The sequence below is a fragment of the Niallia sp. FSL W8-0635 genome, assembly GCF_038007965.1.
Taxonomy (GTDB): Bacteria; Bacillota; Bacilli; order Bacillales; family Cytobacillaceae; genus Niallia.
Genome location: NZ_JBBOYD010000001.1, coordinates 3,274,086 through 3,298,307 on the forward strand (window position 1 = coordinate 3,274,086; position 24,222 = coordinate 3,298,307).

Sequence of the window (24,222 nt, forward strand, 5' to 3'; positions counted from 1 at the left end):
CAAAAAGAGCAGTGAATTTCTAATCATTCACTGCTCTTTTCCTTTAAACATGTCTTTACTTATTTAGTAAGGACCTCTAATTGCGTTTTTAACCTTTTCTTCATAAAAAGTTCTTAAAGTTTGTAATTCCTCTTCATTAAATGTTTTTTCCTCTAAGGCCTTTAAGTTTTCAACAATTTGCTGACGATTTTTAAATCCAGGAATGACACAGGAAATACCTTGCTGATCTAATATCCACCTTAATGCTGCTGTAGCCATGGATTGACGTCCATTTGCAATCCAAGTAAGTTCATTGGCTAATTCTACACCTTTTGCAAAACCAAGCCCTGCAAAGGTTTCCCCTACATTAAACGCTTCTCCATTTTCATTAAAATTACGATGATCATCTTCATCAAAAGTATGATCTTTCGTAAATTTCCCAGTAAGTAACCCACTTGCTAGGGGAAGTCTTACGAGGATACCTACCCCTTTTTTCTCTGCTTCAGGAATTAAAACCTCAAGAGGTTTCTGACGGAAAATATTAAATATAACTTGCAAAGCCTTAACATTAGGATTTTGCAAACAAATAAGCCCCTCTTCAACTGTTTCAACACTTACTCCATAATTGCGAATTTTGCCTTCTTGCTGTAATTTATCAAGTACTTCAAATACCTGACCATCTTTTAAAATTTCAGTTGGTGGACAATGAATTTGATATAAATCAATTGCTTCTCTCTCTAGTCGTTTCAAGCTATTTTCACAATACTGTCGAACACTATCTAAGGAATAGGTATCCCTCGAAAAAATATCTCCTCCACGACAAAATTTCGTCGCAATATGAATTTGGTCCTCTTTTCCTTTCGTTACTTTGGCAAGTAGCTCTTCACTGTGACCGTCCCCATACACATCGGCTGTATCAAAAAAATTCACACCTTTTTCAATCGCCATGTCTAAGGATTTTAATGCTTCGCTGTCATCGACTTTCCCCCATGAACCACCAATAGCCCATGTACCGAAACTTACTTCACTGATTTTTAGACCTGTGTTTCCTAAATCTCTATAATTCAATTTTTGAGCACCTCCATTGGCTACGCTACTTACGCCATTTTTATGAATTACTTTTATATTGAACGCTTTTGAAAAAAGAAGAAATCAATTATATTAGCTTTCTTCTTCCATTCTCTCCAGAAAGCGTTCTTATAGAAATTATAGCAAGCAACTAAAAGTTTGTATATTAAATAAACAAACTATAGGAAAACAATTATCATTTAGTACAACTTACTCTTATTCACAAAAATATTTATCTATTCTCTTTCGGTTTGGTTCATTGACAAACTGTAGTATAATGAAGCAATTAAGAAAAGAATCACTTAAATAGATTCTTAAAGCACGAAGTAAATGAAATATCAAGCACCTATTAAAAAAATAAGCAAGTAAAAGGATTAAAAGGGGACTAGGAATAGCTATGCATGTTACTTGGAATCAGCAATTAGTTAAAAAAGAAAATAAATCACTCTGTTTGTATTTAATTAAAAACAATGCTCCTATTTCACGTGCAGAAATTTCTCAACAAACAGGATTAACTAAAGGTACGGTTTCCACTTTAGTATCAGAGCTTATTGACGAACAATTAATCAATGAATCAGGTCATGGTGAATCAAGTGGAGGTAGACGACCTGTCATGCTGCTATTTAATCAACAAGCTGGCTATTCAATTGGTATAGACCTAGGTGTGAATTATATTTTAGGGATTTTAACCGATTTACAAGGAAATATCATCTATAAATGCAATGAAAAGTATGTGAATTTCACTTATGAAGATACATTACAGATTATCAAAAATATCATTACTTCTTTGATTAAGAATGCCCCTAAATCTCCCTATGGTGTGATTGGCATAGGAGTTGGAGCACCTGGGATTATTAATATAGAAGGAGAAATTCTAATTGCTCCAAATCTTGGATGGAAAAATGTTTGCCTTAAGAAAGAACTAGAAGAACACTTTCATCTTCCAGTCCTAGTTGAAAATGAAGCAAATGCAGGAGCATATGGTGAAAAGGAATTTGGTTTAGGACAACCTTATCAAAATCTTATCTATGTAAGCGCGGGAATTGGAATTGGTGCTGGAATTATTATAAATGGAGAATTGTATAAGGGAGCTCTTGGTTATTCTGGTGAAATTGGTCATATGACGATTCAAAAAGATGGAATGGAATGTCGGTGTGGCAATAAAGGCTGCTGGGAACTATATGCTTCCGAACAATATCTATTATCTAAAGCTACTGAATTAAAACTAGGAGAGGGAGAAACCCTTCATTTAAATGACTTGATTGAGCTTGCTGATCAAGGTAATCATGTTGCAATTAATTTATTCCATGAAGTTGGCGATCATTTAGGTGCTGGAATTATTAACATCATTAATACCTTTAATCCAGAGCAAATCATTATTGGCAATCGTCTTACCTTAGCAAAAAAATGGATAGAGCCCCAAGTGAAAAAGATGATACACAATCATACTTTACCTTTTCACCATTCTAAGCTTACTATCCATTTCTCTGATATTGATTTTTCTTCTTCTGCATTAGGTTCTGCAGCCTTTGCAACAGAGAATTTCCTTAAATTTATGCTGCAACCAGATTGATACCGTCTTTTTCTTTTAATTGGTCATCTAACGTGCATGAATAATGGTGAGTCGTTATTCTTTGGGCTTCCAAATTCGAAAATTGCCACTTAAAGCAAGTAGGCTAAAGAAATATAGGCAATTATCATAATAACGTCTTTCCCCTTTTCGAATCGGTGTATTCCAAAATAATTCAACCATTCTGTGCGCATTGGGACCATCTGCTGCTAAAGAAGCCATTGCATTTGTTGCAATTAACCCTATTGGATGAAGTGATTTTTCAGAAAATGAAACTCCATCGATTGTATATCTCCGGTAATCTCCAGGATCGATATCTGCGAAAAAGTTCTGAATGTTATTAGCCGTTTGTCTCTCCCACTCACTTCCTCTAAACCATTCATAATCAAGACCGATATTCCCAGCAACACGATAAGAGTCGCTATAAAAATGACCATAGCCCTTTTCATTATTTGGTTTCCCATCATAATATGCGTATTCAGGCGCTAGACCTGTTTCTGGATGACAAGCTAGTGTCAAATATTCACGGCTTGCCTTTGCCGCTTCCTTCCAAAACACTTGATCTTCTGGATATGCCCAGCAAGCAAATAATTCATAGAAATGAGGAAGATGGTAGGATGGATCAGTAAATTCACAATTAGGGACAAACTTTATTAGCTTATTATCTAAATTCCACATGGAATAACCGTTCCCATCTTCGCCCTTATGCAGGCAAGTTCGCAATAAATCTCTTGCTTGTTGGCTATAGTTAAAAGGTTCTTCGCCATCGCCCCAACGATGAGCTGCAAAAAATAAGGCAAGTGCAAAAAACTCTTCTCCATCAGGCGCTGGCCCAAATGATCGCTTCGATCCGTCTGGATTACAGGACCAAGCGAAGTAACCAGCATTTTCTCCAGTTTGCATGTACATATGCTCCTTCGTCCACTTCCAAATTCGATCAAATTCTTCTTTTTTATCTAGCTGGACAGCAATCATCATTCCATAAGACATACCTTCTGTTCTAACATCTAGATTACCTGTATCTAATAAATAGCCTCCATCACTAGAAGGATAATAGATTCTCGTGTCCTCATCTCCATAAAAAATTTGTTTCCACGCATCCTCTAATTTTTTCTGGATAGCCGTATCTTTATAACCCATCTCTTTAAAAACATTCCGATATTTATCTGTATGAAACGCTCCACTCATCTAACTATTCACTCCTTTCTATTATGAACTATAGGAAGTTATAAGACTATCATCCAATCCATCATATGTTCCTGTTTCATCCTTCATTTCACTTAATTCTATTAGTGTGACTTCATTTTTTGTTAGTGTAATAGGCAGCTTTAAATAGCCATCTTCCTCTTTATTTATTTTTGTCGTCATAAGCTTTGGTATAGAAGCTTCTCTTAATGTTTCAATTGACTGTTTGTCTGGAAAACGAGGTCTCCCCATATCTTTCCACGTCTTCCATGGATTCGCATAATTTTCATTTACCGTTTGCCGCTTAAGGAAGTATGCATCACTAGTAACAGGTAGCTTAATCAATAATTCCTTTTCAAAGCCTTCCCCTTTTTCCATTATCTCGTTCCAAGCTATAAGAGCAATAGAGCCATTTTCTTTTTTAGTGATAATCATTTGCTCATCCCGGTACAATATTTCCTTGCCCAGTCTATTGAAAAAAGCAAATAAATGAAAGGTTGGCTTCGGAATGGAATGAAGAGCCATTAGTCCAAACCCGCCATGGAATGGTGCTTTCGGTATATCAGTCTCCTCAAAGACATCACTAAATGTCCAATAAGAAAAAGAGTCTACATAATCTCCCCCTTCACTTAAAATTCGCGCAAGATAAGCTGCGTTAAGCGATGTATCATGAACTGGATTGATTGGACTATACGATGTATTATATTCTGTAATATGGAATGGTAAATCAGAAAAAGCTGATTCCTTAATTAGACCACGAACTACCTCAAATTGGTGAAGCATATCCGTATTATCCACTAAATCTTGATAATAGTAATCAGGAGTAACCTTCTTTGGACTTTGTGATGTATACGCATGTCGACTAACAAAATCGACTGGCACCTTTTCTTTATGACAGAAGTCTAAGAAGTCAACAATCCACTCGTCCGCTCCACCGCAGATCGCTGGACCTCCAACCTGTAAATCTTGGTTCACCTCTTTAATTGCTGTTGCCGTAACTTTATATAGTTTTAAATACTCTTGCTTATCAGCATCCTTCCAAAAATTCACTAAGTTAGGTTCATTCCAAACCTCAAATGGCCATTTTTTCACTTCATTTAATCCATATCGATCAATGAAATGCTTCACTACTGCTTTAATTAATTCGCTCCACTTATGATAATCATTCGGCGGTGTAACATTCCCTTTCCAGTAAAAGATCGTTTGATCACCAGACGCAAGCAATTCTGGCATAAAGCCAAATTCAATGAATGGCCGTAGATTCAATTCCAAAAAAGAATCAAAGATACGGTCAATATAAGTAAAGTTATAAAAAGCTTTAATTTCATTCCCTATCTTCATTTCTCGATAAATACCAACGTCATCGGAAAGTAATCCATGTCCTCTTATATATTTAAAGCCGATTTTTTCCTGGATTATTTTAAGATGATCAAGGTATTCTTTTTGAAGAGCTAACCCAAGCCGTCCAGTTCCAATACAATACTTCCAATTTTCCGTAAATTCTTCTTTTCCATTTGCTGCTATAATAATGGGTTCCATTTCCTTCCCCTCCTATTCTCTAGTTCATATTCTGTGGAATCACAATTCTCTCTAACAAAAGGTTATTCTTTATAAATAATACGTTGGGCAGTTCATCCCACCACTATAAATACAAGAAGAGGAATGCTGCCCATTTGAACGAGATAAGATGAAAAAACCTTTCCTCAGGTCCCCCAAAAAATAATATATGTCGAAATTTCCCTGGAAATATTTTTCTCTATATTCCGATTCATCATTTTTCTGTTGATTTATCTCACCCTTTTTCTTCTATGAAAATAGTTTTTTTCCAAGGTAGAATAAACACACCAATCTACATTTTTGACGATTATCACTCAAAATTTCGTTAATGCATCCATACACTTTCTCTATTAAACTCCTGAGTAAGCCATAAATCCGCCATCTACTGGAACACTGATTCCAGTAACAAAACCACTTGTTTCTTCATTTACTAGCCATAATAAGGTTCCCAATAAATCCTCTGGTTTTCCTAATCTTCTTACGGGTGTATGTGCCAATATTTTCTTTGTACGTTCTGTATAAGATCCATCTGGATTTTTAAGCAATCCTTCATTTTGCTTCGTAAGGAAAAAGCCTGGAGCAATAGCATTTACTCTGATGCCAGTTTCAGCCATATGAACAGCCAGCCATTTAGTAAAATTTTCAATACCTGCTTTTGCCGCACTATAAGCAGGTACTTTCGTCATTGGACTTGGTGCACTCATAGAGGAAATATTTATTACAGTTCCACTTTTCCCAAGCATTTGCTTGGAAAATATTTGTGTAGGAATTAATGTACCGATTATGTTCAGATTAAATACAAAGGAAAATCCCTCAATTGTTAAATCGAAAAAGCTCATAAGTCCTTCTTTATCCAAATCCTCTATACGAAGAATTTCTTCTGATGTAATCCCTTTTGGATGATTTCCTCCTGCCCCATTAATTAGAATGTCACAGTTTCCAAAAGTTTCGTAGACTATTTTCTCCGCTTCTTTTACACTCTGGACATCAACTACATCACATGCAACAGCGATGGCTTCTCCTCCTTCGTTATTTATTTCCTCTGCTACCTTTTGAGCTTTTTCATACGTACGATTAAGTAGTGCAACCTTTACACCTTGTCTCGCGAGCTCCTTTGCCATACAACTGCAAAGAACACCTCCACCACCAGTGATGACTGCTACTTTACCAGATAAATTATCAATTAATGGCAACATTTTTTTCTTCCCCTTTCTTCCTACTTGCTTTGTTTCTTTCTAAACTATCCCAAATACCCAATATATACATAATCCCCAACGCTCGATCGTAAAGACCATAACCTGGTCTTGCCTTTTCTCCCCAAATCATTCTGCCATGATCAGGGCGGAAATAACCTTTAAAATCATAATTGTGGAGTGCCTTCACTATTTCATATAGGTTTAGAGTGCCTTCCTCAATGCTTTTATGAGCAGTTTCCTCAAAATCCCCATTTTTCGCCATTTTAATGTTTCTAATATGTACAAAGGGTACACGGTCCATTTTCAAAAAGTGGCATAGAATATCCACAATATCATTATTTGGATTTGCACCTAAAGAACCAGAGCATATTGTTAATCCATTGGATGGACTGTCAATAAGTTTAACAATTCTCTCTAAATTCTCCTTTGAACGTACAATCCTTGGTAAACCAAAAACAGACCAAGGTGGATCATCTGGATGGATTGCCATTTTTATATCACATTCCTCCGCAACTGGAATCACTTGTTCAAGGAAATACTGAAGGTGATTAAATAAATCTTCTTCTGTTACATTTTTATATAATTGAAATAAATACTTAATCGATTTAAGTCTTTCCGGCTCCCACCCTGGCAAGGAGTACCCATTTGATAAATTCTCCATATTCTCGATTAAATCCATTGGTTCAATCGACTCTATTTTTTCCTTTTCATACGCTAGAACGGTCGACCCATCTGGAAGCTTCTTTGCTAGATCAGAACGCGTCCAATCAAAAATCGGCATAAAATTATAGCAGATAACCTTTACACCAGCTTTAGCCAGATTACGAATCGTTTGCTTATAATTTTCAATATAAATTTCCCGAGAAGGCAGGCCAAGTTTAATATCTTCATGAATATTTACACTCTCAATAACTTCCAAACTCATACCGTTTTGATTGATTTCTTTCTTTAACTCCATAATTCTATTTTCTGGCCAAACTTCTCCCACTGGAATATCAAATAATGCTCCTACCACACCATCAATTCCAGGGATTTTTCTAATATGTTCTAACGATACACTATCATCTTCTCTACCAAACCATCTAAAGGATACCTTCACTTTATTAATCCTCCTAAAATTCAACTCTTTCTATCTTTATTTCAATCAATTTCAAAATAATTTTTTGCATTATAATACGAGATATCCTGCACTATTTTTCCCATAAACGCATAATCTTTAGGTGCCTCTCCATTTTCAATCCAACTACCTAACATATTACAAAGAATTCTCCTAAAATACTCATGACGTGTATACGATAGAAAACTTCTAGAATCGGTTAACATTCCAATGAAGGTTGATAAAACACCTATATTTGCCAATTCCTTCATTTGATTTAGCATTCCATCTTTATGATCATTAAACCACCAAGCAGCTCCACTTTGTATTTTCCCTTTCAGTCCTGCTGCTTGAAAGTTTCCTGCTGCCGATGCAATAATCGGACCGTGATTAGGGTTCAACGAATACAGGATTGTTTTTGGCAATTGATTATTTTTATCCAAGCTATTTAAGAATTGATTAAGCGGTTTTGCTAAAGAATAATCGTTAATCGAATCATAGCCTGTATTTGCACCCAATGCATTAAACATACGATCATTATTATTTCGTTTTGCACCAATATGCAATTGCATCACCCAATTTAAAGACGCATATAACTGTCCTAAATATACGAGAGTATACGTTTTAAACTTATCTTCCTCTTGTTTGGAAATAGATTCTCTTTCTAGCTTTGCATGAAATATCCGACTTGCCTCTTCTAACGTACATTCTGTATAAGGTAATACGTCCAATCCATGATCTGCTATACGACAACCATTTTGATGAAAGTAATCAACTCGGTTTCTAATAGCTTCTAGATAATCCTCGTAAGTTGTAATTCTAGTATTTGTTTTCTTCTCCAGCTTTCTTACATAAGGAAGGAATGATTCTTGATTAATCTCAAGTAAAGAGTCCGGACGAAAGGATGGAAGGACAGTTGTATTGATTTCTCTATTTTCTTTTATCATGCTGTGATACTTTAAATCATCTAAAGGATCATCTGTTGTCCCAATCATCTCAACATTTGATTTTGCAATAAATGCTTGTGCTGTAAATCCTTTTTGACTAAGTTTCTCATTACAAATATTCCAGATTTCATCGCAAGTGTCTTCATTTAATGCAGAGTCAATTTGAAAATATCTTTTTAATTCTAATTGAGACCAATGATATAAAGGATTTCCAATACAGTAAGGGAGAATTTTAGCCCATGCTTGAAATTTAGCATACTCACTTGCATTTCCGGTAATATAGTCCTCATTTATACCAAAATATCGCATCGCTCTCCATTTATAATGATCTCCTGCTAGCCAAAGCTCACTTATATTCTGAAAGGATTTATTTTCTGCAATTTCCTTAGGACTTAAATGGCAATGATAATCAATTATTGGCATTGCCATACTATAATCATGATATAAAATTTTTGCAGACTCATTTTGTAATATGAAATCTTCTTCTATTACTTTCATCAAGTAATTCCCCTTTCCAATTCTGAACCTAAGAAAGACTCAATTAATGTGTATCCTCCATAAAAACTCTTTATCTTTTTGTGCAAAAAATATTATCTATATAAATAAAATAAAAATTTTTCTTTTTTAACTAAAAAATGCTTAAATATTTTTAAGCCAATGCAGTAGTAAGGTTTTCTTTCTTTTAAAATATGCTCCAAAACAGCTAGGCAAAGGTATTTCTTCCAGTAAACTAGGAACCATGTACCTGTTGAGGATTATATGCTTTCCCATCCTTATTTGGAGGAGATTTTTTTAAAAAATTACTTTCAATATGGTTTAGCATAGCTCTAGAATTAAATGTCATGAACATTGCAATCAAACTAGCAATAAAAACAACTAAGAAATCAGTGGTAATCACCGTTGCAAAGGCAACTAGAAATAGTATCAATACATTGCCGACCGTTTCTTTAAACTTAATAAACTGGTAATATGCAGATAGCTTCACTAAGTCTCTTATTCGAAAAGTAAACCTTGAGTTGATCATTAATAGATTTATACTCAGCATCGTCCAGATAAGAGTAAGTACAAGCAATACGATAAAAATTATTTGATTGATTGGAGTTACTGTTAATCGGAGGTATTGTAAGTCGATGAGTAAGACAAAGTATACCGCAAGGATGATTGTCCAGATAAGAAATGTTCCTTTCAAATTCGATCGATAGCCATAGAAAAAGTCAGCAGTTGGCGACAGCTCCTTCGTTCTCACTAATTTTTCCATCGAATATAATAGTCCTGATATAGCAGGTCCAGACGGAATTAATGCTAGAGCATACAATCCGATATTAGAAAACGATGGTGTTAATGTCATGAAGAAAAAAATAAAAAGTGCATTAGTTGCGACAAAATAGATATTCGTTAATACTATCCAATAGACATAATTACTAAATGTAAAGAGGATTCCTTGACCAAACTCTTTTTTCTGTTCCAAGCTGTTCACCTTCTTTCAGAATAAATATATCGTAAAGAATAGATAGGATGAGATACCCTACTAAAGAAATTTGTCATAAGATACCTCATCATTTTTTTGCAGTAAAAGTATAAGTTTTTAAAGTTAATCTGGTCACCCAGGCACTGATGGGCTTCACTACCTTTCCATACGGTAAGTCAACATTGCTTCCCTTGTTTCCTTTATCTCAGGTATGGTAGCTCCACCTCACACGCCACTTAATGGGTGCTCTCCGCTTTTCTTAATTATTTTTCTTATAATCTTGATATGTTTTATTAGCTGTTTCTACATATTGATCTAGCCCTTGACTTTTTAGCTCTTTAACAAATGCATCAAATTCACTTAAATCACGTGTACCTAAGATAAACTTTAATGTGTTTTGGTTTGTGTAATCTTTTAAAGGTGTACTTTGTAATGTTGCTTTTTCTCTATCTTCAATAGAATAAGGAATTAATGGATCTGTTGGAATTGGTGTTTTTGCTGCTTTCATATCATTTTGGAACTTAATTTCTTCTTCACTCATCATAGAATGAAGTAAATCTGTTGTTCCTCCATATGCAAAAACTCCACCAGAGAATCCATAGTCAACGCGTAAGTCCTTTGTTCCATTTGGATTTAATCCATTGTAATTAATGTCATCTGTTAATTTTCTTACTCCATTTTCCTTCGTAAATGTAGTTCCTTCTACTCCCCATTTTGTGAATTCTTGACCTTCATCACTGTAATATAACCAGTCAATAAACTGAAGAATTGCTTCGAAATTTTCACTTTCTTTAATTTTCGAAGTAATCATTACACCATTCTCTAATCTAGAACCTGACATTAATTGACCAGCAGTACCACCTGGAACGGTAATTTTGGAAATAGAATAATTTCCTTTGCCTAATGTTTTATCCATGTCGACACGATGTAGATGAATTGTTTGAGAGTTACCATTAATAATGAATGATTTGCCTGTTACAAATTTTTGGACTGCTTGATCATCACTTTGTGTAAAGCTCTCTTCATCTAACAATCCTTCTTCCACCAATTTATGGAAGTAAGTAAGCATTTCTTTATAGCCATCTGTTGTCGCTGCATAAACGAATTCATCTGCATCCTGATCATAAGATAATCCATTTCCGAATCCCCAGCCAGCTTTTGTTCCAAAACCTGTTGCTGCAATATTTAACGTACTATTAAAAGTAAAACGATCAGAGAAAGGAATAGAATCTGGATAGATTTCTTTCAACTTTTTCATTGCAGTATAAAGTTCATCCCAAGTTGTAGGAATCGCAATGTTATTTTCTTCGAAGATATCCGTTCTTACAATTAATGTGTAATCTGGCCAAACTTCTTCATGTAAACCTGGAAGAACATAGAATTTCCCATCGTTTTGACGTAGCGTATCTAACTCCGAACCTAAATCCCATTTTTCTACTTTTTCTTTAAAGTGTGGCATTTTATCAATGTAATCGCTTACCGGAAGTGCAGCACCTGATGCTACAAAAGCTGCTTCTTCCCCTGGGTATGTTTTTGGAATAACGATTGGTGCATCCCCTGAACTAATTAGTAAACTTCTTTTTTGTGTATAGTCACTCATTGGTACGATAGTCGGCTTTAACGTGACATTCGTGATTTCTTTAATCTTATCCCATAGTAACCAATCTTCTTTATATGGATATGTTGGCTGATCCATATATAAAATGGATAAATCAAACGGTTCAGTTGCTTTAAATGTGTCTCCTGCATTATAAGATTCCATTGCTCCTTTTGTAGACACTTCTACATCACTACTCGCTTGATCATCATTAGAACAAGCAGCAGTAAATAGTACTAACATGAATAACCCTAGAAACAGCCCAACCTTTTTAATACTTTCTTTCATAGTATTTCCTCCCCTTATATATATAGGAAAAGCGTAAAGTTATTTTTCACTAAAAGCAGGCATATGAAAGGAATCCTTAGGAAAAACAACCACGCTGAACTCCCGCTTACTAGAAGGCTCTGTCTATTACTTAACAGAGCCTAGCATTACTCCTGAAACAAAGTATTTTTGAACAAATGGATATATCGTTAAAATTGGTAATATTGTTAATACCATTGTTACAGATTTAATATTAGCAGAGATTTGTGTTAAGTTATCTGCTGATGTTGCACCTGCTGACATTCCACTCGTTGTTCCTGCGATCATATTTCTTAAGTAGATTGTAACTGGGAATAACTCTTTTTTATCTAAATAAATGAAAGCACTAAACCAAGAATTCCAATAAGCCACTGCGTAAAATAACACCATTGTGGCAATTACCGCTTTACTTAGTGGTAAAATTATTTTTAATAGAATGCCATATGTGTTTAAACCATCAATAGATGCTGCCTCTTCTAGTTCTTCAGGCATATTTTCAAAAAAGGATTTCATGATAAGCATATTATAAATACTAATCGCACCTGGGATTACAATTGCCCACATAGAATTAGCAAATCCTAAAGCGTTTATTAAAACATAGTTCGGAATTAAGCCTCCGTTAAAGAACATAGTGAATACTGCAAATACAGTTAAAAAACGACGTCCGACAAGCCTTCTCTTTGAAAGGGCATAAGCAAAGATTGTTGTTAAAAACATAGAGATTATAGTCCCTACCACTGTATAAACAACTGTATTTTTATAATTTATCCAGAACATCGTATCAGACAAAACCTTTTGATAGGTTTCTACATTGAATCCCTTTGGAAGTAAATTTACTTGACCTGAATTAATGTAAGACTCACTACTAAATGATTGTGCAACAACATTTATAAACGGATATAGTGTACAAAAGATAATGAGTAATAGAATACATACATTAAAGACTTTAAATATTTTGTATTGCTTCGATTCTTTCATTTATTTTCCCCCCTACCATAAACTTCGTTCTGTTAGTTTTCTAGAAATACTATTCGCTGTTAATACGAGCACTAATCCAATAATGGATTCGAATAGCCCGATAGCTGCTGCATAACTAAAATTATTGGATTCTAAACCAACACGATATAAATAAGTTGATAGAACATCAGAAGTTTCATAAGTTAAAGGATTATAAATCAATAAGATTTTTTCAAAACCAATGGCAAGAAAGCTACCAATATTCAAAATTAATAGTGTAACAATTGTTGGCAATATACCAGGAATCGTAATATGAAGCGTTTGTTTCCAACGGTTAGCACCATCAATTTTTGCTGCCTCATAAAGGGAATCATCAATGGTTGTTAATGCAGCCAAGTAAAGAATTGCTCCCCATCCCATTCCTTGCCATACTTCCGAAGTGACATAAATTGTCCTAAACCATTCTGGACTTTGAATAAAGCTTATTTTCTCTCCTGTAAAAAATTCCACTATCCCATTGATCGAACCGTTTAATGCCGTTAGCTGCAAAATCATTCCGGCAATGATAACAATTGATAAAAAATGTGGTAAATAGGATGCCGTTTGCACAAATTTCTTGAATTTTTTTGACTTTACTTCATTTAATAGAAGTGCAAATATAATTGGCATTGGAAAACAAAATAATAATGTAATTCCACCTAAAACAAGTGTGTTTTTAAATACATTCCAAAAAACTGGGTCATTAATAAACATCTCAAAATAATAAAAACCTACCCACTGTTCTCCATAAATTTTACCGCCAGGCATATACCTTCTAAAGGCAATGACATTACCGAGCATTGGTCCATACTTAAATATTAATAAATAAATGATTGGTAGAACTAACAAGGAATATAACTGCCAATCTTTTCTTATAGCAGTTAGCGTTTTTTTGACTTTACTTTTTTTTGTTTTTTTTGTAGTTTTTACTTGTGAATGTACGACTTCCGTTTCCATAATACCCCCCCGTTTCTGTTTATTATCAATACCATGTTCTATTGCGATTCATTGAATAGTAGCAAACAAGCTATTTATAAAGCTACATCTTAGAAAGATGTAGCAAATATACAATAAATTTAAGCGCTTACTTCAAGAGGTTAGAAGTCTTATTAAAATCTCTAAATCTATTATGTAAAAGGATATGATTATTTCGTATGATAAACAAATGAAGTAATTAAGAAGTAATGAGAATATATAATTTCTGTTTTGAAGATTTTTGTTCATTTTTATAACTATACTAGTATGGTAGCATAGCTATAAGGATTTTTTCTTTTGGTTAAAGAATATGAAACAGTGGGTTTTCTTTGATGTAATAAACAGGAATATGTGGAAAATCAGTTTCTATTAAAGCTTTCAAATACTCCATTCCTGGTTCTTCGCTTACCGCATGACCAATCAAGATGAATGCCTTCTTTTTCCCTTGGTGGATAGCATCCCTTACGTACTCAGGTGCTTCCCATTCCGGCCCTTCTCCCGCAATAATTAAATCAAGATCGTGGTTCTGAAATAAAGGAATGACCAATTCTCCTCCACCTCGATAACCTGCAAGCAGTCCAATCCTTTTGCATTTCATGGATAGATCACCAACAACTCTAACAAAGGGAGTACCGAGTTTATCTTTAATATACGTTGCAATTTCAGTAACAGATTTCTCTGGAATCGTCAAAGTAGTTGCCGTCGACTGATACTCTTCCGTATATTTCTCCCATTCAAGCTTGCGAATCAAGCCAACCATGATACCATCCGGATTATAACGGTGAAAGTAATCATGAAATCGAAAAATACTGATATTAGCTTCTTCTACTAATTGGAGCTTTGCCCGTAAGATTGGATCATTTGAATGTGCTTCTTTCCAATTTTGATGACTATAAAAAGGACCCTCATGAGTAATAATTAAATTTGCTCCTAGAGAAATTGCTTTTTCCAATACTTCCTGCGTTAAAATGAATGCGATTACAATTCCTTCAACATCAAGAGTTGCTGATCCTTTTACTAATACATCAGTTTGTGATTCAAATTTACCTGCGGGCTCGATTAACTTATCTATTATTCTCTGAATACTCGTCATTCTATCTCCCCCATCAAGTTAATCAAATTATAACATGTTACACTTTGTTCACTCAATATACAAACTATATTTTTTTACAAGAATTTCTATTAATTTACTAGCTGAAATTTATTTTTTCTATAACTAACTTTATTCCGCAACCACATTATTCGTTTCTTGCTTTTGCATACGCTGAAAAATAAGAATACTGCTAGACATTAGTATACAAGCTACAGAAACACCGCTAAAAAATGGCAAAAGTCCTGGAACATAAAGTAAAAGGAAAATATCTGCTACTAATCCAAGAAGAACTAGTAATAATATATGAATATTTAAAACCCCTAGAAAAAAGGAATATTTAAAGTAATCGATGAACTTTAAATGATAATGCACATAAACAGGAAAGAAAAATAAAAGTGTAATAACATATAAGCATGAAATAAGCAGCAATATACTAGTAGTAACAATACGGATTATACCATCAAGATTTAAGATTAAATAGTAATCGGCATATAACATTGCTCCCGCCAGTACAAATACTAGGCCATAGATATTGCTCTTTAAAAATTCACTTTTATAGATAGAGAAGAATGTTTTCCAAATGGGAATATCAGTTTCTTTCATAAACCATTTTCGGACAACAGTAAACAAAGCTACTGTTGCTGGCATAAAACCAAATAGAACGAGGCCACTTACTGTAAACAAAATCCATAATAAATTTATATAAGCTAGCTTCATAATCCATTCACAGATGGTATATAATTTCCCCATTGGTTTTGCTGTCATGCTTATCCCCTCTACTTTCTTCTTTCCTATTAGACTTCTTTATACTTCTTTTCTACTATAATCCCGCAGCCTGAATACATTTTAATTCATGAGCTACACTATAAACACTAGGCTCTGTGTAGCATCTATGTATTCAGACTGTTATACTCTCTCTATATTCTTTTATTAGTGCTGTTCTTCTAACCACAAAATGCTTGTTACTCCACGAGGGTAGTATTTACTACCTGCGATTTCACCTGCGATTATTTGATCACTCCAGCTCCAGATTGATAACTCAGGATGTGTTAACCATTCTACATGGGCTGTATCAGCTTTTGCCCCTTTTTCATCCCATTTCCAGCCCAGAATTTCACGTGCAATAAATTGGCATAAATAAATTTTACTTAGCCAAGAATTGTTACTTGTTGATGAAATTTTCCAGCCACCATCTTCGAATAGACAAATCCCTTCTGTTAAGACTGTTTCTAGATGTGTTTTTAATGCCTGAATATAGGTGCCATATCTTCCATGCTCATCTAATGCTTCCTTACAGTTTGTAAAGTATGGGAAAATCAGTCCTTCTATTGCTGGGATGATTTTTGAATCATTTCCTTCGCCAATAACAGCTGGAATATACCCATCTTCTGTTATGTGCTCCACAATAGTTGAAGCACATTTTTCTGCTTGCTCTAAAGCAAGCTTAGCCAAATCTTTTCTTTCATTCTCTGTAAATATTTTTTCAAGCGCAATATAGGAAGCCCATATTTTCCCTGCTAAATAAATATTGTTTCTTGCTTGCCCTAAAGACACATCAAGACTGTCATAAGTAGTTATTTCCGCACCACCCATTACCCTTGAAGAATCTAGACCCATCAATCCATTGCGCTTATCTGGTTCTGGATGATCTCTATTTAATATACTTTCAAAACACTGTTCCACTATTTCTAGATTTGCCTCTAACCACTTTTGATCACCTGTATGGTTAACATAAAGTGCCGCACATAATACCCAGTTTACTAGCTGTTCATGAGTCATATGGGAGAAACATCCGTCCAAACCATATAATTCATAGGATGAGTATTGTGGACGAGATATTGTATTCGCTACTCCCATATCATGTGTAAAGCTTATCCCACCAGGATATTCTGTATCATCGTTGGGAAAACGAACAGTATCTTCATAACTAAAACGTTGGACAAACATATCTAATTCATTTTTTACGGTCCACGGGTTCATTCTTAGCTCAAAGAAAATCTGATCCACTGTTAAATCAAAGGTATTCATCATACGATATTCCCCTTCATTCACTACCCAGAAAGGTTCCCCATTATAATCTAACAATTGTGTAGAGCCATAATAGCTGCGAATAGAGTGAATTAACATAAATTTTTGATCTTCCGATAAATGCTGTGTACCGTTTATTTTTTCATTTACATTTTTTGCTCGGTGTGCTATTGTATCAAAGTTTTCAAGAGCATATTCTGCAACAGACTCAATATTTTCAAAGAACTTAGTATAATAATAGGATGTATCCATCCCCGCGGTTACAATTCCACCTCTATAAAAACAGATAGCAAACTGATAGGTTCTTTTTTCTCCAGCTGGAACATCTACCACTAATGCACCTAAAGGTCCTAATCCAAATGTCCAGTTCTCTTCTTGAGGCGTTGTTAGAATGTTTTCTAGACTAAAGTGCATGGCTGATTTTACCTCAGGATTATTGGATACAATAGCTGTCGATCTACCTTGACCAATACCAGCAAATCCATCCATTGTATCATCGACTCTTCGCATGGATGAATAAGGATCACTTCCCTGATAGCCGAAGAAAGCGCGTCGGCTTCTAGTACCATTCGTATTATCTACTGTCAATTCAGCAAGTACAGCTGGCAAAATAGTCCTTTTCAATTCTTCCTCATTCGCAACCGTAGGATCTGGAACAGGTTCCACTTGTGAATAAATCGTAAAAGATATATCTTCTGCTTCCCATGTATCTGTTCCAAGTTGGAAATTTCGTTTTATTTTATCTTTAGAGATAGGATAAATGATTCTTGGCTTATCTGGATCTGGATCCATATTTTCAATATCATATCTCTTACTTTCATCATCTTCTTGGTAAGCAAAGAATGGAAATGCTTGATATATTCCTTCTTTATTTACTGTTTCAGCACCTATATAAATATTTTGTTTCGGAGAACGGCCCAACTCTAAATCTAATCCACCACCTGCACCTGGAAAACCTAGTGTAAAGCTTGAAAACGCTCCTATTGGCGAATGATGAGCATTAAAAAATGAATTTTTTGGCATCGCTATTAATTCCTCCTTTTCATTATCCTTTTACAGACCCTGCAGCCAATCCTTCTACAATCTTATTACTTAGTATGATGAATGCAATTAAAATCGGAATAATACTTATCATCAAGGTTGCTCCAATAGCTCCCCAATCTGTTAAATATTGTCCTACAAAGTTATTAACACCGACCGTTAATGTCTTCCATTTATCAGAGCTAATGAATGTATTAACGAATACAAATTCATTCCAGTTATAAATCATATTGATAATAACAACTGTTGCCATAACAGGAGTTGTCATTGGCAGCGTGATTTGAAAGAATATACGATGAATCGAACAACCATCCATTACAGCTGCTTCTTCTAGTTCACGTGGCAACGCTTGGTAGAATCCTAATAAAATCATGATTGTCAGTGGTAGGTTAAACGCTGTATACGATAAAATGATGGAAATCGGATTATCAATTAGTTGCAATTGATTAAAGAAACTAAATAATGGAATTAATGTGGAATGTAATGGAATCATGATTCCAACCATAAACAATCCAAGAACAGGTTTACTTAGTTTCCAATGCATTCTTGTAATTGCAAAGGTAACAAAGCTTGCCAGTATTACTGTTAAAACTACCGCGATAACGGTAATCCACACACTATTAAAGAAATATTGGCTTATATTCCCTTGTGTCCATACTTTTACATAGTTCCCCCATTGTGGATCTTTTGGAAGAGCAAATGGAGATAAGCCAAACACTTCTTGATTCGTTTTTAAAGAAAAGAAGAATAACCAGATAAGTGGATATATTTGAAAAATGGCAATAATCCCTAGTACTAGATACAAAAATCCGTATCCTATTTTACTTCCAATTGATCCTTTTATTTTAGGAGATGTGGATAAATCAGTTTTATTATTTTTTTGCATTACTACTTCACTCATGATTCTCTCTCTCCTTTAGTACCCAGCATCTTCTTTTGATGCTGTTAATTTTTGAATCACCCATGTCATAACAAGACAGATTATTAATAAAGCAAAGCCAATTGCACTACCATAGCCAAAGTTATATGTTTTAAATGCTTCCTTATACATATACGAAGCCATTACTTCACTGGCACCATTAGGTCCGCCACCAGTCATTACATAAATTAAATCAAAGTATTTTAATGAACCTACAATTGCTAAAACGATTGTTACTTTTATTACTGGAGCAATCAATGGAAGCTTAATTTTATAAGCAATTTGGAACGGCGTTGCTCCGTCGATTTTAGCTGCCTCAATAATTTCATCTGGTACTCCTTTTAAGGCGGCATAATAAATGATGATATAAAAACCTGCATATTGCCATACTATCGGAATGAAGATAGAGTATAGAACTAAGTTTGGATCTGCTAGCCATATCGGCGTGTTTTCCACTCCAAACATTTCTAATAGTTTGTTCAGCATTCCATTTGTTGGATCGAAAATTTTTAACCATAATTGAGCAATAGCAACAGAAGATAAAAGCATTGGAATTAAATAAATTTTACGTAATAGTCCTGCGCCTTTAATCTTACTAGCTAAAATTAACGAGATTACTAAGTACGCTATTAGGCTTATTGCAGAAAAAACAGCTAATAAAACTGAATGATAAGTACTATTCCAGAACAATTTATCTTTCATTAGCTCTATATAATTATCTAGCCCAATAAAAGTCTTAGCCCCTATACCGTCCCAATCCATTAAGCCATAATATCCTGTTAATACGATAGGAATATAGATTAAAATTAAAATGAGCAACAGTGCAGGGAGCACATATAGAGTGATTACCCATTTGTTCGACATCACATTTTTCATTATTCTGTTCTCCCTCCTTATTGATTGTAAGGGCTTTGTCAAATGATAGTATTGGTTATTCACATGTGATTTTCTTACACCAAACCAATATTATCGTTTAACAAAGCCTGTTCTTATAATCAACAATGTAAATATCAACACATTATTTTAAACTTTATCAATCTTTTAAAATGTGGAATCTATCTTATTCTTTACGATAGATTCCACATTTGTTGTTCAGTGCTTTTCTGTGTTATTCTTCTTCAGCTAATGCCTGTTCTTGTTTTTTCGTAAATTCTTTTGGCGATGCCTGACCACCAAATAGTGATTGAATCATATCAAGATGCACTTGAGCAACCCCTGAGCTCATTTGAACATCTGCATATAGTGTTAAATTGGATGCTGTTCCTAAATCATTTAAAATATCGATATACATTTGATCAAGTTCAATATTGGATGTATCAACAACAGTTGCTGGAATTACCCCTGCATCTTTAACAGAGTTTTTGCCCCATTCTTGTACTAGATATGCTACAAAATCTTTTGCTTCTTCTTTTACTTTTGATTTTTCAGAAACAAACAGACCAACACCAGGACCACCTACATAGCTGTTAATGTCGCCTTTACCACCTTCATATGTTGGGAATTTAAAGTATCCTACTTTATCTTTAAATTCTTGCGTAACATCTGGGCTTGTTGTATAGTTTGGCAATTCCCAAGTAGCCATTAAATACATAGCTGCTTGCTCGTTCATAAAGTATCCTTTTGCCTCGTCATTAGACAGACCATTAAATCCTTTTACAAATCCACCCATATCAACTAATTTTTTTATTTCTTCAGCTGCTTGAACAAGTGCTGGATCTTCAAAGCTTCCACTACGGTTAATCGCATTTGTTAATACTTCTGGTCCTCCAATTCTATCTGCAAGATACATATACCACATAGAACCAGTCCAACGGTCTTTATTACCTAAAGTAATTGGAGTAACATCATTATCAGCTAGCGTTTTAACAACATTTAAGAACTCATCATATGTTTCAGGAACTTCTAAATTATATTTTTCAAAAATTTCTTTATTGTAATAAACAGGTGTGATATTTAACTCAAGCGGAAGTCCGTAAGTTTTACCATCAATGGCAAAAGCTTCGGTTGTGCCTGCAACAAATTGATCTTTAAAATTGCTATCAATTACATCATCTAAAGAAGCAAACATTCCACCTTTTACAAATGGCTGCATATATCCTGCTGCCCATGTAACACCAACATCTGGTAGTTCATTGGAAGCAGATAATACTTTAATTTTATCTTTATATTGCTCATTTCCAAGAATCTCTGTTTGGATTTTCACATCCGGGTGGTCTTTTTCATATTGTTTAATGATATCGTTTACAATTGTGAACTGAGCTTTTGAACTTCCCTCTGGCCACAGATGCATGAATTTAATTACGGTTTTATCACCATCATTTGAAGCGCTTTCATTGTTGGAAGAAGTGGATGAAGAACATCCTGCTAAAACTAAAACCATTAATAAAGCAATCGATAATAGTGCTGACATTGCTTTTCTATGAAACATTAAAACTACCCCCTATAGCATCATATTTATTTCTTTCTTACAAATAAAGTCTATCATTATTGGATTTACCAAAAAAGGTAACAATGATTAGAAAAAGTTCAACTTTTTTTAGAAAGCCCTTTCAATATTTACCTTTCGATAGGCACTCGGTGTTATCCCTTCTAATTCTTTAAAGATTTTAATAAAATATTTAGCTGTTTTATATCCTGACTCTTCCGCAATGTCAGCAATCGAAAGCTTCGTAGAGATAAGCAAATTTTTAGCATGCTGAATTCTTCTTCTCGTTATATATTCACTAAACGTTAAATGAATTTCTTCTTTGAATAGCACACTAAAATAGCTCGGATTTAAATAAACATGATCAGCTACTTCACGTTGATTCAATTCTTCTTTTAAATGCTTTTCAATATATTGTAAAGCTTTCTGTATTGGTTCTCTAGCTGATTCATTTGTTACGGTTGCATCAATCAATTTATCATCAACAACTCTTGAGATAATATTGGCTCTTTCTCTATTTTTGTCAATCTTAATGGCATCTTCTACTGCTTCAACTAATTTCTTCTTACTAATTGGCTTTAGTAAATAATTAATAACACCCAAGCGAAGAGCTTCTTGGGCATACTCAAACTCAGAATAGGCAGAGATAACAATAACCACTGGTAAATAATTTTGATCTTTTATTGTTTTCAACATAGTTATCCCAGTGATTTTTGGCATGCGAATATCTGTTATAAGGATGTTTACTTTTTGTTTTTTCATGATGTCAATTGCAGACTCCGCATTTGCAGCCAATAATATTTGATATTGACCGTTAGACCAATTCTCCAATGTTTTTTTTATCCCTTCCCTTGATCTTGGCTCATCATCGACAATCAAAATTGTTTTTGTATTCATCCTTACATACCTCCATCTTTTGGAATTTCAAAAGAAATTAGTGTTCCTTCATTTTCGATACTTTCTATAATTAGTCCCTTTTGTTGCCTTTTCTGATAATAGAGTGTAAGCCTTTTATATACATTAGAAAGAGCCATTCCCTTGCCTGTTGCTGAATCAATGCCCCCTTTTTCCATTGATTCTTTAATACTATTTAATTTTGATGCACTAATGCCGATGCCATCATCTCTCACACTAACCTTGATCCTATCAATCTCTTCTGCTTGTTCAACCGTAACATCAACTATGCACTGTCCTAGCTTATTCTCTGCTCCATGCAAAACAGCATTCTCAACTAAAGGCTGTATCAAAAATTTAGGGATTTTTACCTCCTCAAAGGCTTCAGGAAGCTCTATATGCCATTTCAGTTGCTCGCCAAATCTCATTTTCATTATTTCCATATAATCCTCTATATGTTCTATCTCATCCTTTATCCGTACCCATTCATCCTCTGAAGAACGTGAAATGGTGTATCGAAATAAATTAGACATCGTAACAACAAGTTCAGCTAACTCTTCCTCCTCCTTTTCTTCTAGAGTCCAATGAAGAGCATCTAAAGTATTAAATAAAAAATGAGGATTAATCTGAGCTTGCAATGCTCTTAATTCACTTCGACTCCGAATAATTTCCTTTTGATAAACCATTGTGATTAAATGATTGGTTTCTTTTACAAGCTGATTATATGTACTGTTTAATTCATTTATTTCATTAACAGATGAGATATTAGGTGTAAGTGGTAAGGAGCCTTCACTAGCAAATCTCATCGTTTTTGTTAAACGTATAATAGGTCTAGTAATCATATTGGAAAGAAAAAAAGAGCAAACAAAATATATTAGTAATCCAATTATTCCAGCTAAAAGGATGCTTGTTCTTAGCACAGTTATCCCTTCTGTTAAAGTATTGAACGGAGTTAGAATTAGAACCGTCCAACCAGTGACATAGGAAAAATTCTTAGTAATCATGTAATCCTTTTCATTTATTCGGACAATTTTTTTATCACTTTCGACGATAGACTCAGTTGCTTGCTCATAATTAGTGATAATCGGTTTATTTAATTCGTCTAAAAGCATAAAATATTGATTCGTTTCATCTGTAAGCGTTTGATTAGCAAATTTAAAATAATTATCATAAATGCTAAAAAGTAGATATCCTCCATTGGCAAAACTGCGATTAATTAGATTTACCCTTCTAATAGCAAGAAAATAGTTGCTATCATTTGGATCCTCTCCAATCCAGACAAGACTTCCTTTTGCTTCATCCGCCTTTTTAACCCAATTTGCATCTAGACTAGTCATTAAATTTGCATCATCCAAAGGTAAAATACGAGTTTGATTACTTGTAAACAATTGAAAAGAAAAAATGCCATCAGAATTAGCTGTAATTGTATTGACGGTTCCCATTAACTCTTGTCTTTCATGGAAGGCCACTTGCCTTTGCTCGTATTCCTTTGTTAATAGCTTTTGGACTTTATCATTTGTCGCTACTAGCTTTGATGCCATATTTAATTGTTCATATAAGGTCTCAATTCTACCATTTGCTTCCACTGCCACTTGCTGAATTTGTTTTTCTGCATTGTTTTCTAATAATGAGGACACTTGATTAAAGATCAATATACTAACAAATAAAAGAACGACTATCATAACAGATAAAAAAACAAATAAAATTTGATTCCTTAATGTATTCCATTTTCTTAATAAATTGAACATCCATTTATCGCCTTTCTCTTTATTTGCACCATTATTATACCAAAAATTCATTTACTTGGTTTATTCATTATACAAATAAACATAATTTACAAAAAAAGAGAGCCTGTTCATTTCTTTTGTAAGAAGTTCAGACT

At 34.2% G+C, this 24,222-nt stretch carries 19 protein-coding genes; 1 reads left to right on the plus strand and 18 read right to left on the minus strand.

The window, feature by feature from the left end:
• Positions 1–63: 63 nt before the first annotated feature.
• Entirely contained in the window at positions 64–1,047 is a 984-nt protein-coding gene (locus tag NYE52_RS15795; protein WP_341193955.1) for an aldo/keto reductase, read from the minus strand.
• 397 nt (positions 1,048–1,444) lie between these two features.
• On the opposite strand from NYE52_RS15795, the gene NYE52_RS15800 reads away from it, so the two are divergent.
• Entirely contained in the window at positions 1,445–2,620 is a 1,176-nt protein-coding gene (locus NYE52_RS15800) for an ROK family transcriptional regulator (RefSeq protein WP_341193956.1), read from the plus strand.
• A 54-nt stretch (positions 2,621–2,674) separates the two neighbouring features.
• Here the strand turns inward: NYE52_RS15800 and NYE52_RS15805 are convergent, their stop codons facing one another.
• The 17 genes from NYE52_RS15805 to NYE52_RS15885 all read right to left on the minus strand — a co-directional run bounded on the left by NYE52_RS15805 (position 2,675) and on the right by NYE52_RS15885 (position 24,088).
• A complete protein-coding gene (locus NYE52_RS15805) occupies positions 2,675–3,805 on the minus strand; it encodes a glycosyl hydrolase family 8 (protein ID WP_341193957.1) in 1,131 nt (376 codons plus the stop codon).
• Between the two features lie 21 nt (positions 3,806–3,826).
• Positions 3,827–5,341: a GH39 family glycosyl hydrolase gene (locus NYE52_RS15810; RefSeq protein ID WP_341193958.1), complete on the minus strand. Its 1,515-nt coding sequence runs from the start codon at positions 5,339–5,341 to the stop codon at positions 3,827–3,829.
• Between the two features lie 368 nt (positions 5,342–5,709).
• Positions 5,710–6,555, minus strand: coding sequence for an SDR family oxidoreductase (locus NYE52_RS15815; protein WP_341193959.1), 846 nt, complete (start codon positions 6,553–6,555; stop codon positions 5,710–5,712).
• Positions 6,539–7,654: a mannonate dehydratase gene (uxuA, locus tag NYE52_RS15820; protein ID WP_341193960.1), complete on the minus strand. Its 1,116-nt coding sequence runs from the start codon at positions 7,652–7,654 to the stop codon at positions 6,539–6,541. Before uxuA ends, NYE52_RS15815 begins: the two co-directional genes overlap by 17 nt.
• Positions 7,655–7,695: 41 nt before the next feature.
• Positions 7,696–9,099, minus strand: a complete 1,404-nt coding sequence (gene uxaC, locus NYE52_RS15825) for a glucuronate isomerase (protein ID WP_341193961.1) — start codon at positions 9,097–9,099, stop codon at positions 7,696–7,698.
• A 229-nt stretch (positions 9,100–9,328) separates the two neighbouring features.
• Positions 9,329–10,066, minus strand: a complete 738-nt coding sequence (locus NYE52_RS15830) for a DUF624 domain-containing protein (RefSeq protein WP_251629161.1) — start codon at positions 10,064–10,066, stop codon at positions 9,329–9,331.
• Positions 10,067–10,325: 259 nt separating this feature from the next.
• On the minus strand, positions 10,326–11,951 hold the full coding sequence (locus tag NYE52_RS15835; RefSeq protein ID WP_341193962.1) for an ABC transporter substrate-binding protein: 1,626 nt from the start codon (positions 11,949–11,951) through the stop codon (positions 10,326–10,328).
• 126 nt (positions 11,952–12,077) lie between these two features.
• Positions 12,078–12,947: a carbohydrate ABC transporter permease gene (locus tag NYE52_RS15840; RefSeq protein ID WP_251629158.1), complete on the minus strand. Its 870-nt coding sequence runs from the start codon at positions 12,945–12,947 to the stop codon at positions 12,078–12,080.
• Positions 12,948–12,959: 12 nt separating this feature from the next.
• Positions 12,960–13,922, minus strand: a complete 963-nt coding sequence (locus NYE52_RS15845; protein ID WP_251629156.1) for an ABC transporter permease — start codon at positions 13,920–13,922, stop codon at positions 12,960–12,962.
• A gap of 319 nt (positions 13,923–14,241) precedes the next feature.
• Entirely contained in the window at positions 14,242–15,033 is a 792-nt protein-coding gene (locus NYE52_RS15850; RefSeq protein WP_341193963.1) for a Nif3-like dinuclear metal center hexameric protein, read from the minus strand.
• A 129-nt stretch (positions 15,034–15,162) separates the two neighbouring features.
• Positions 15,163–15,798: a YesL family protein gene (locus tag NYE52_RS15855; RefSeq protein WP_341193964.1), complete on the minus strand. Its 636-nt coding sequence runs from the start codon at positions 15,796–15,798 to the stop codon at positions 15,163–15,165.
• Positions 15,799–15,963: 165 nt separating this feature from the next.
• Entirely contained in the window at positions 15,964–18,084 is a 2,121-nt protein-coding gene (locus tag NYE52_RS15860) for a glycoside hydrolase family 52 protein (RefSeq protein ID WP_341193965.1), read from the minus strand.
• Positions 18,085–18,106: 22 nt separating this feature from the next.
• Positions 18,107–19,003: a carbohydrate ABC transporter permease gene (locus NYE52_RS15865; protein WP_251629152.1), complete on the minus strand. Its 897-nt coding sequence runs from the start codon at positions 19,001–19,003 to the stop codon at positions 18,107–18,109.
• Positions 19,004–19,018: 15 nt separating this feature from the next.
• On the minus strand, positions 19,019–19,897 hold the full coding sequence (locus NYE52_RS15870) for a carbohydrate ABC transporter permease (protein ID WP_341193966.1): 879 nt from the start codon (positions 19,895–19,897) through the stop codon (positions 19,019–19,021).
• Between the two features lie 232 nt (positions 19,898–20,129).
• Positions 20,130–21,449 (minus strand): extracellular solute-binding protein, encoded by a 1,320-nt coding sequence (locus NYE52_RS15875; RefSeq protein ID WP_341193967.1) that lies wholly within the window; start codon positions 21,447–21,449, stop codon positions 20,130–20,132.
• 108 nt (positions 21,450–21,557) lie between these two features.
• Positions 21,558–22,343 (minus strand): response regulator transcription factor, encoded by a 786-nt coding sequence (locus NYE52_RS15880; RefSeq protein WP_251629149.1) that lies wholly within the window; start codon positions 22,341–22,343, stop codon positions 21,558–21,560.
• A gap of 2 nt (positions 22,344–22,345) precedes the next feature.
• On the minus strand, positions 22,346–24,088 hold the full coding sequence (locus tag NYE52_RS15885) for a sensor histidine kinase (RefSeq protein ID WP_251629167.1): 1,743 nt from the start codon (positions 24,086–24,088) through the stop codon (positions 22,346–22,348).
• Positions 24,089–24,222 lie beyond the last annotated feature (134 nt).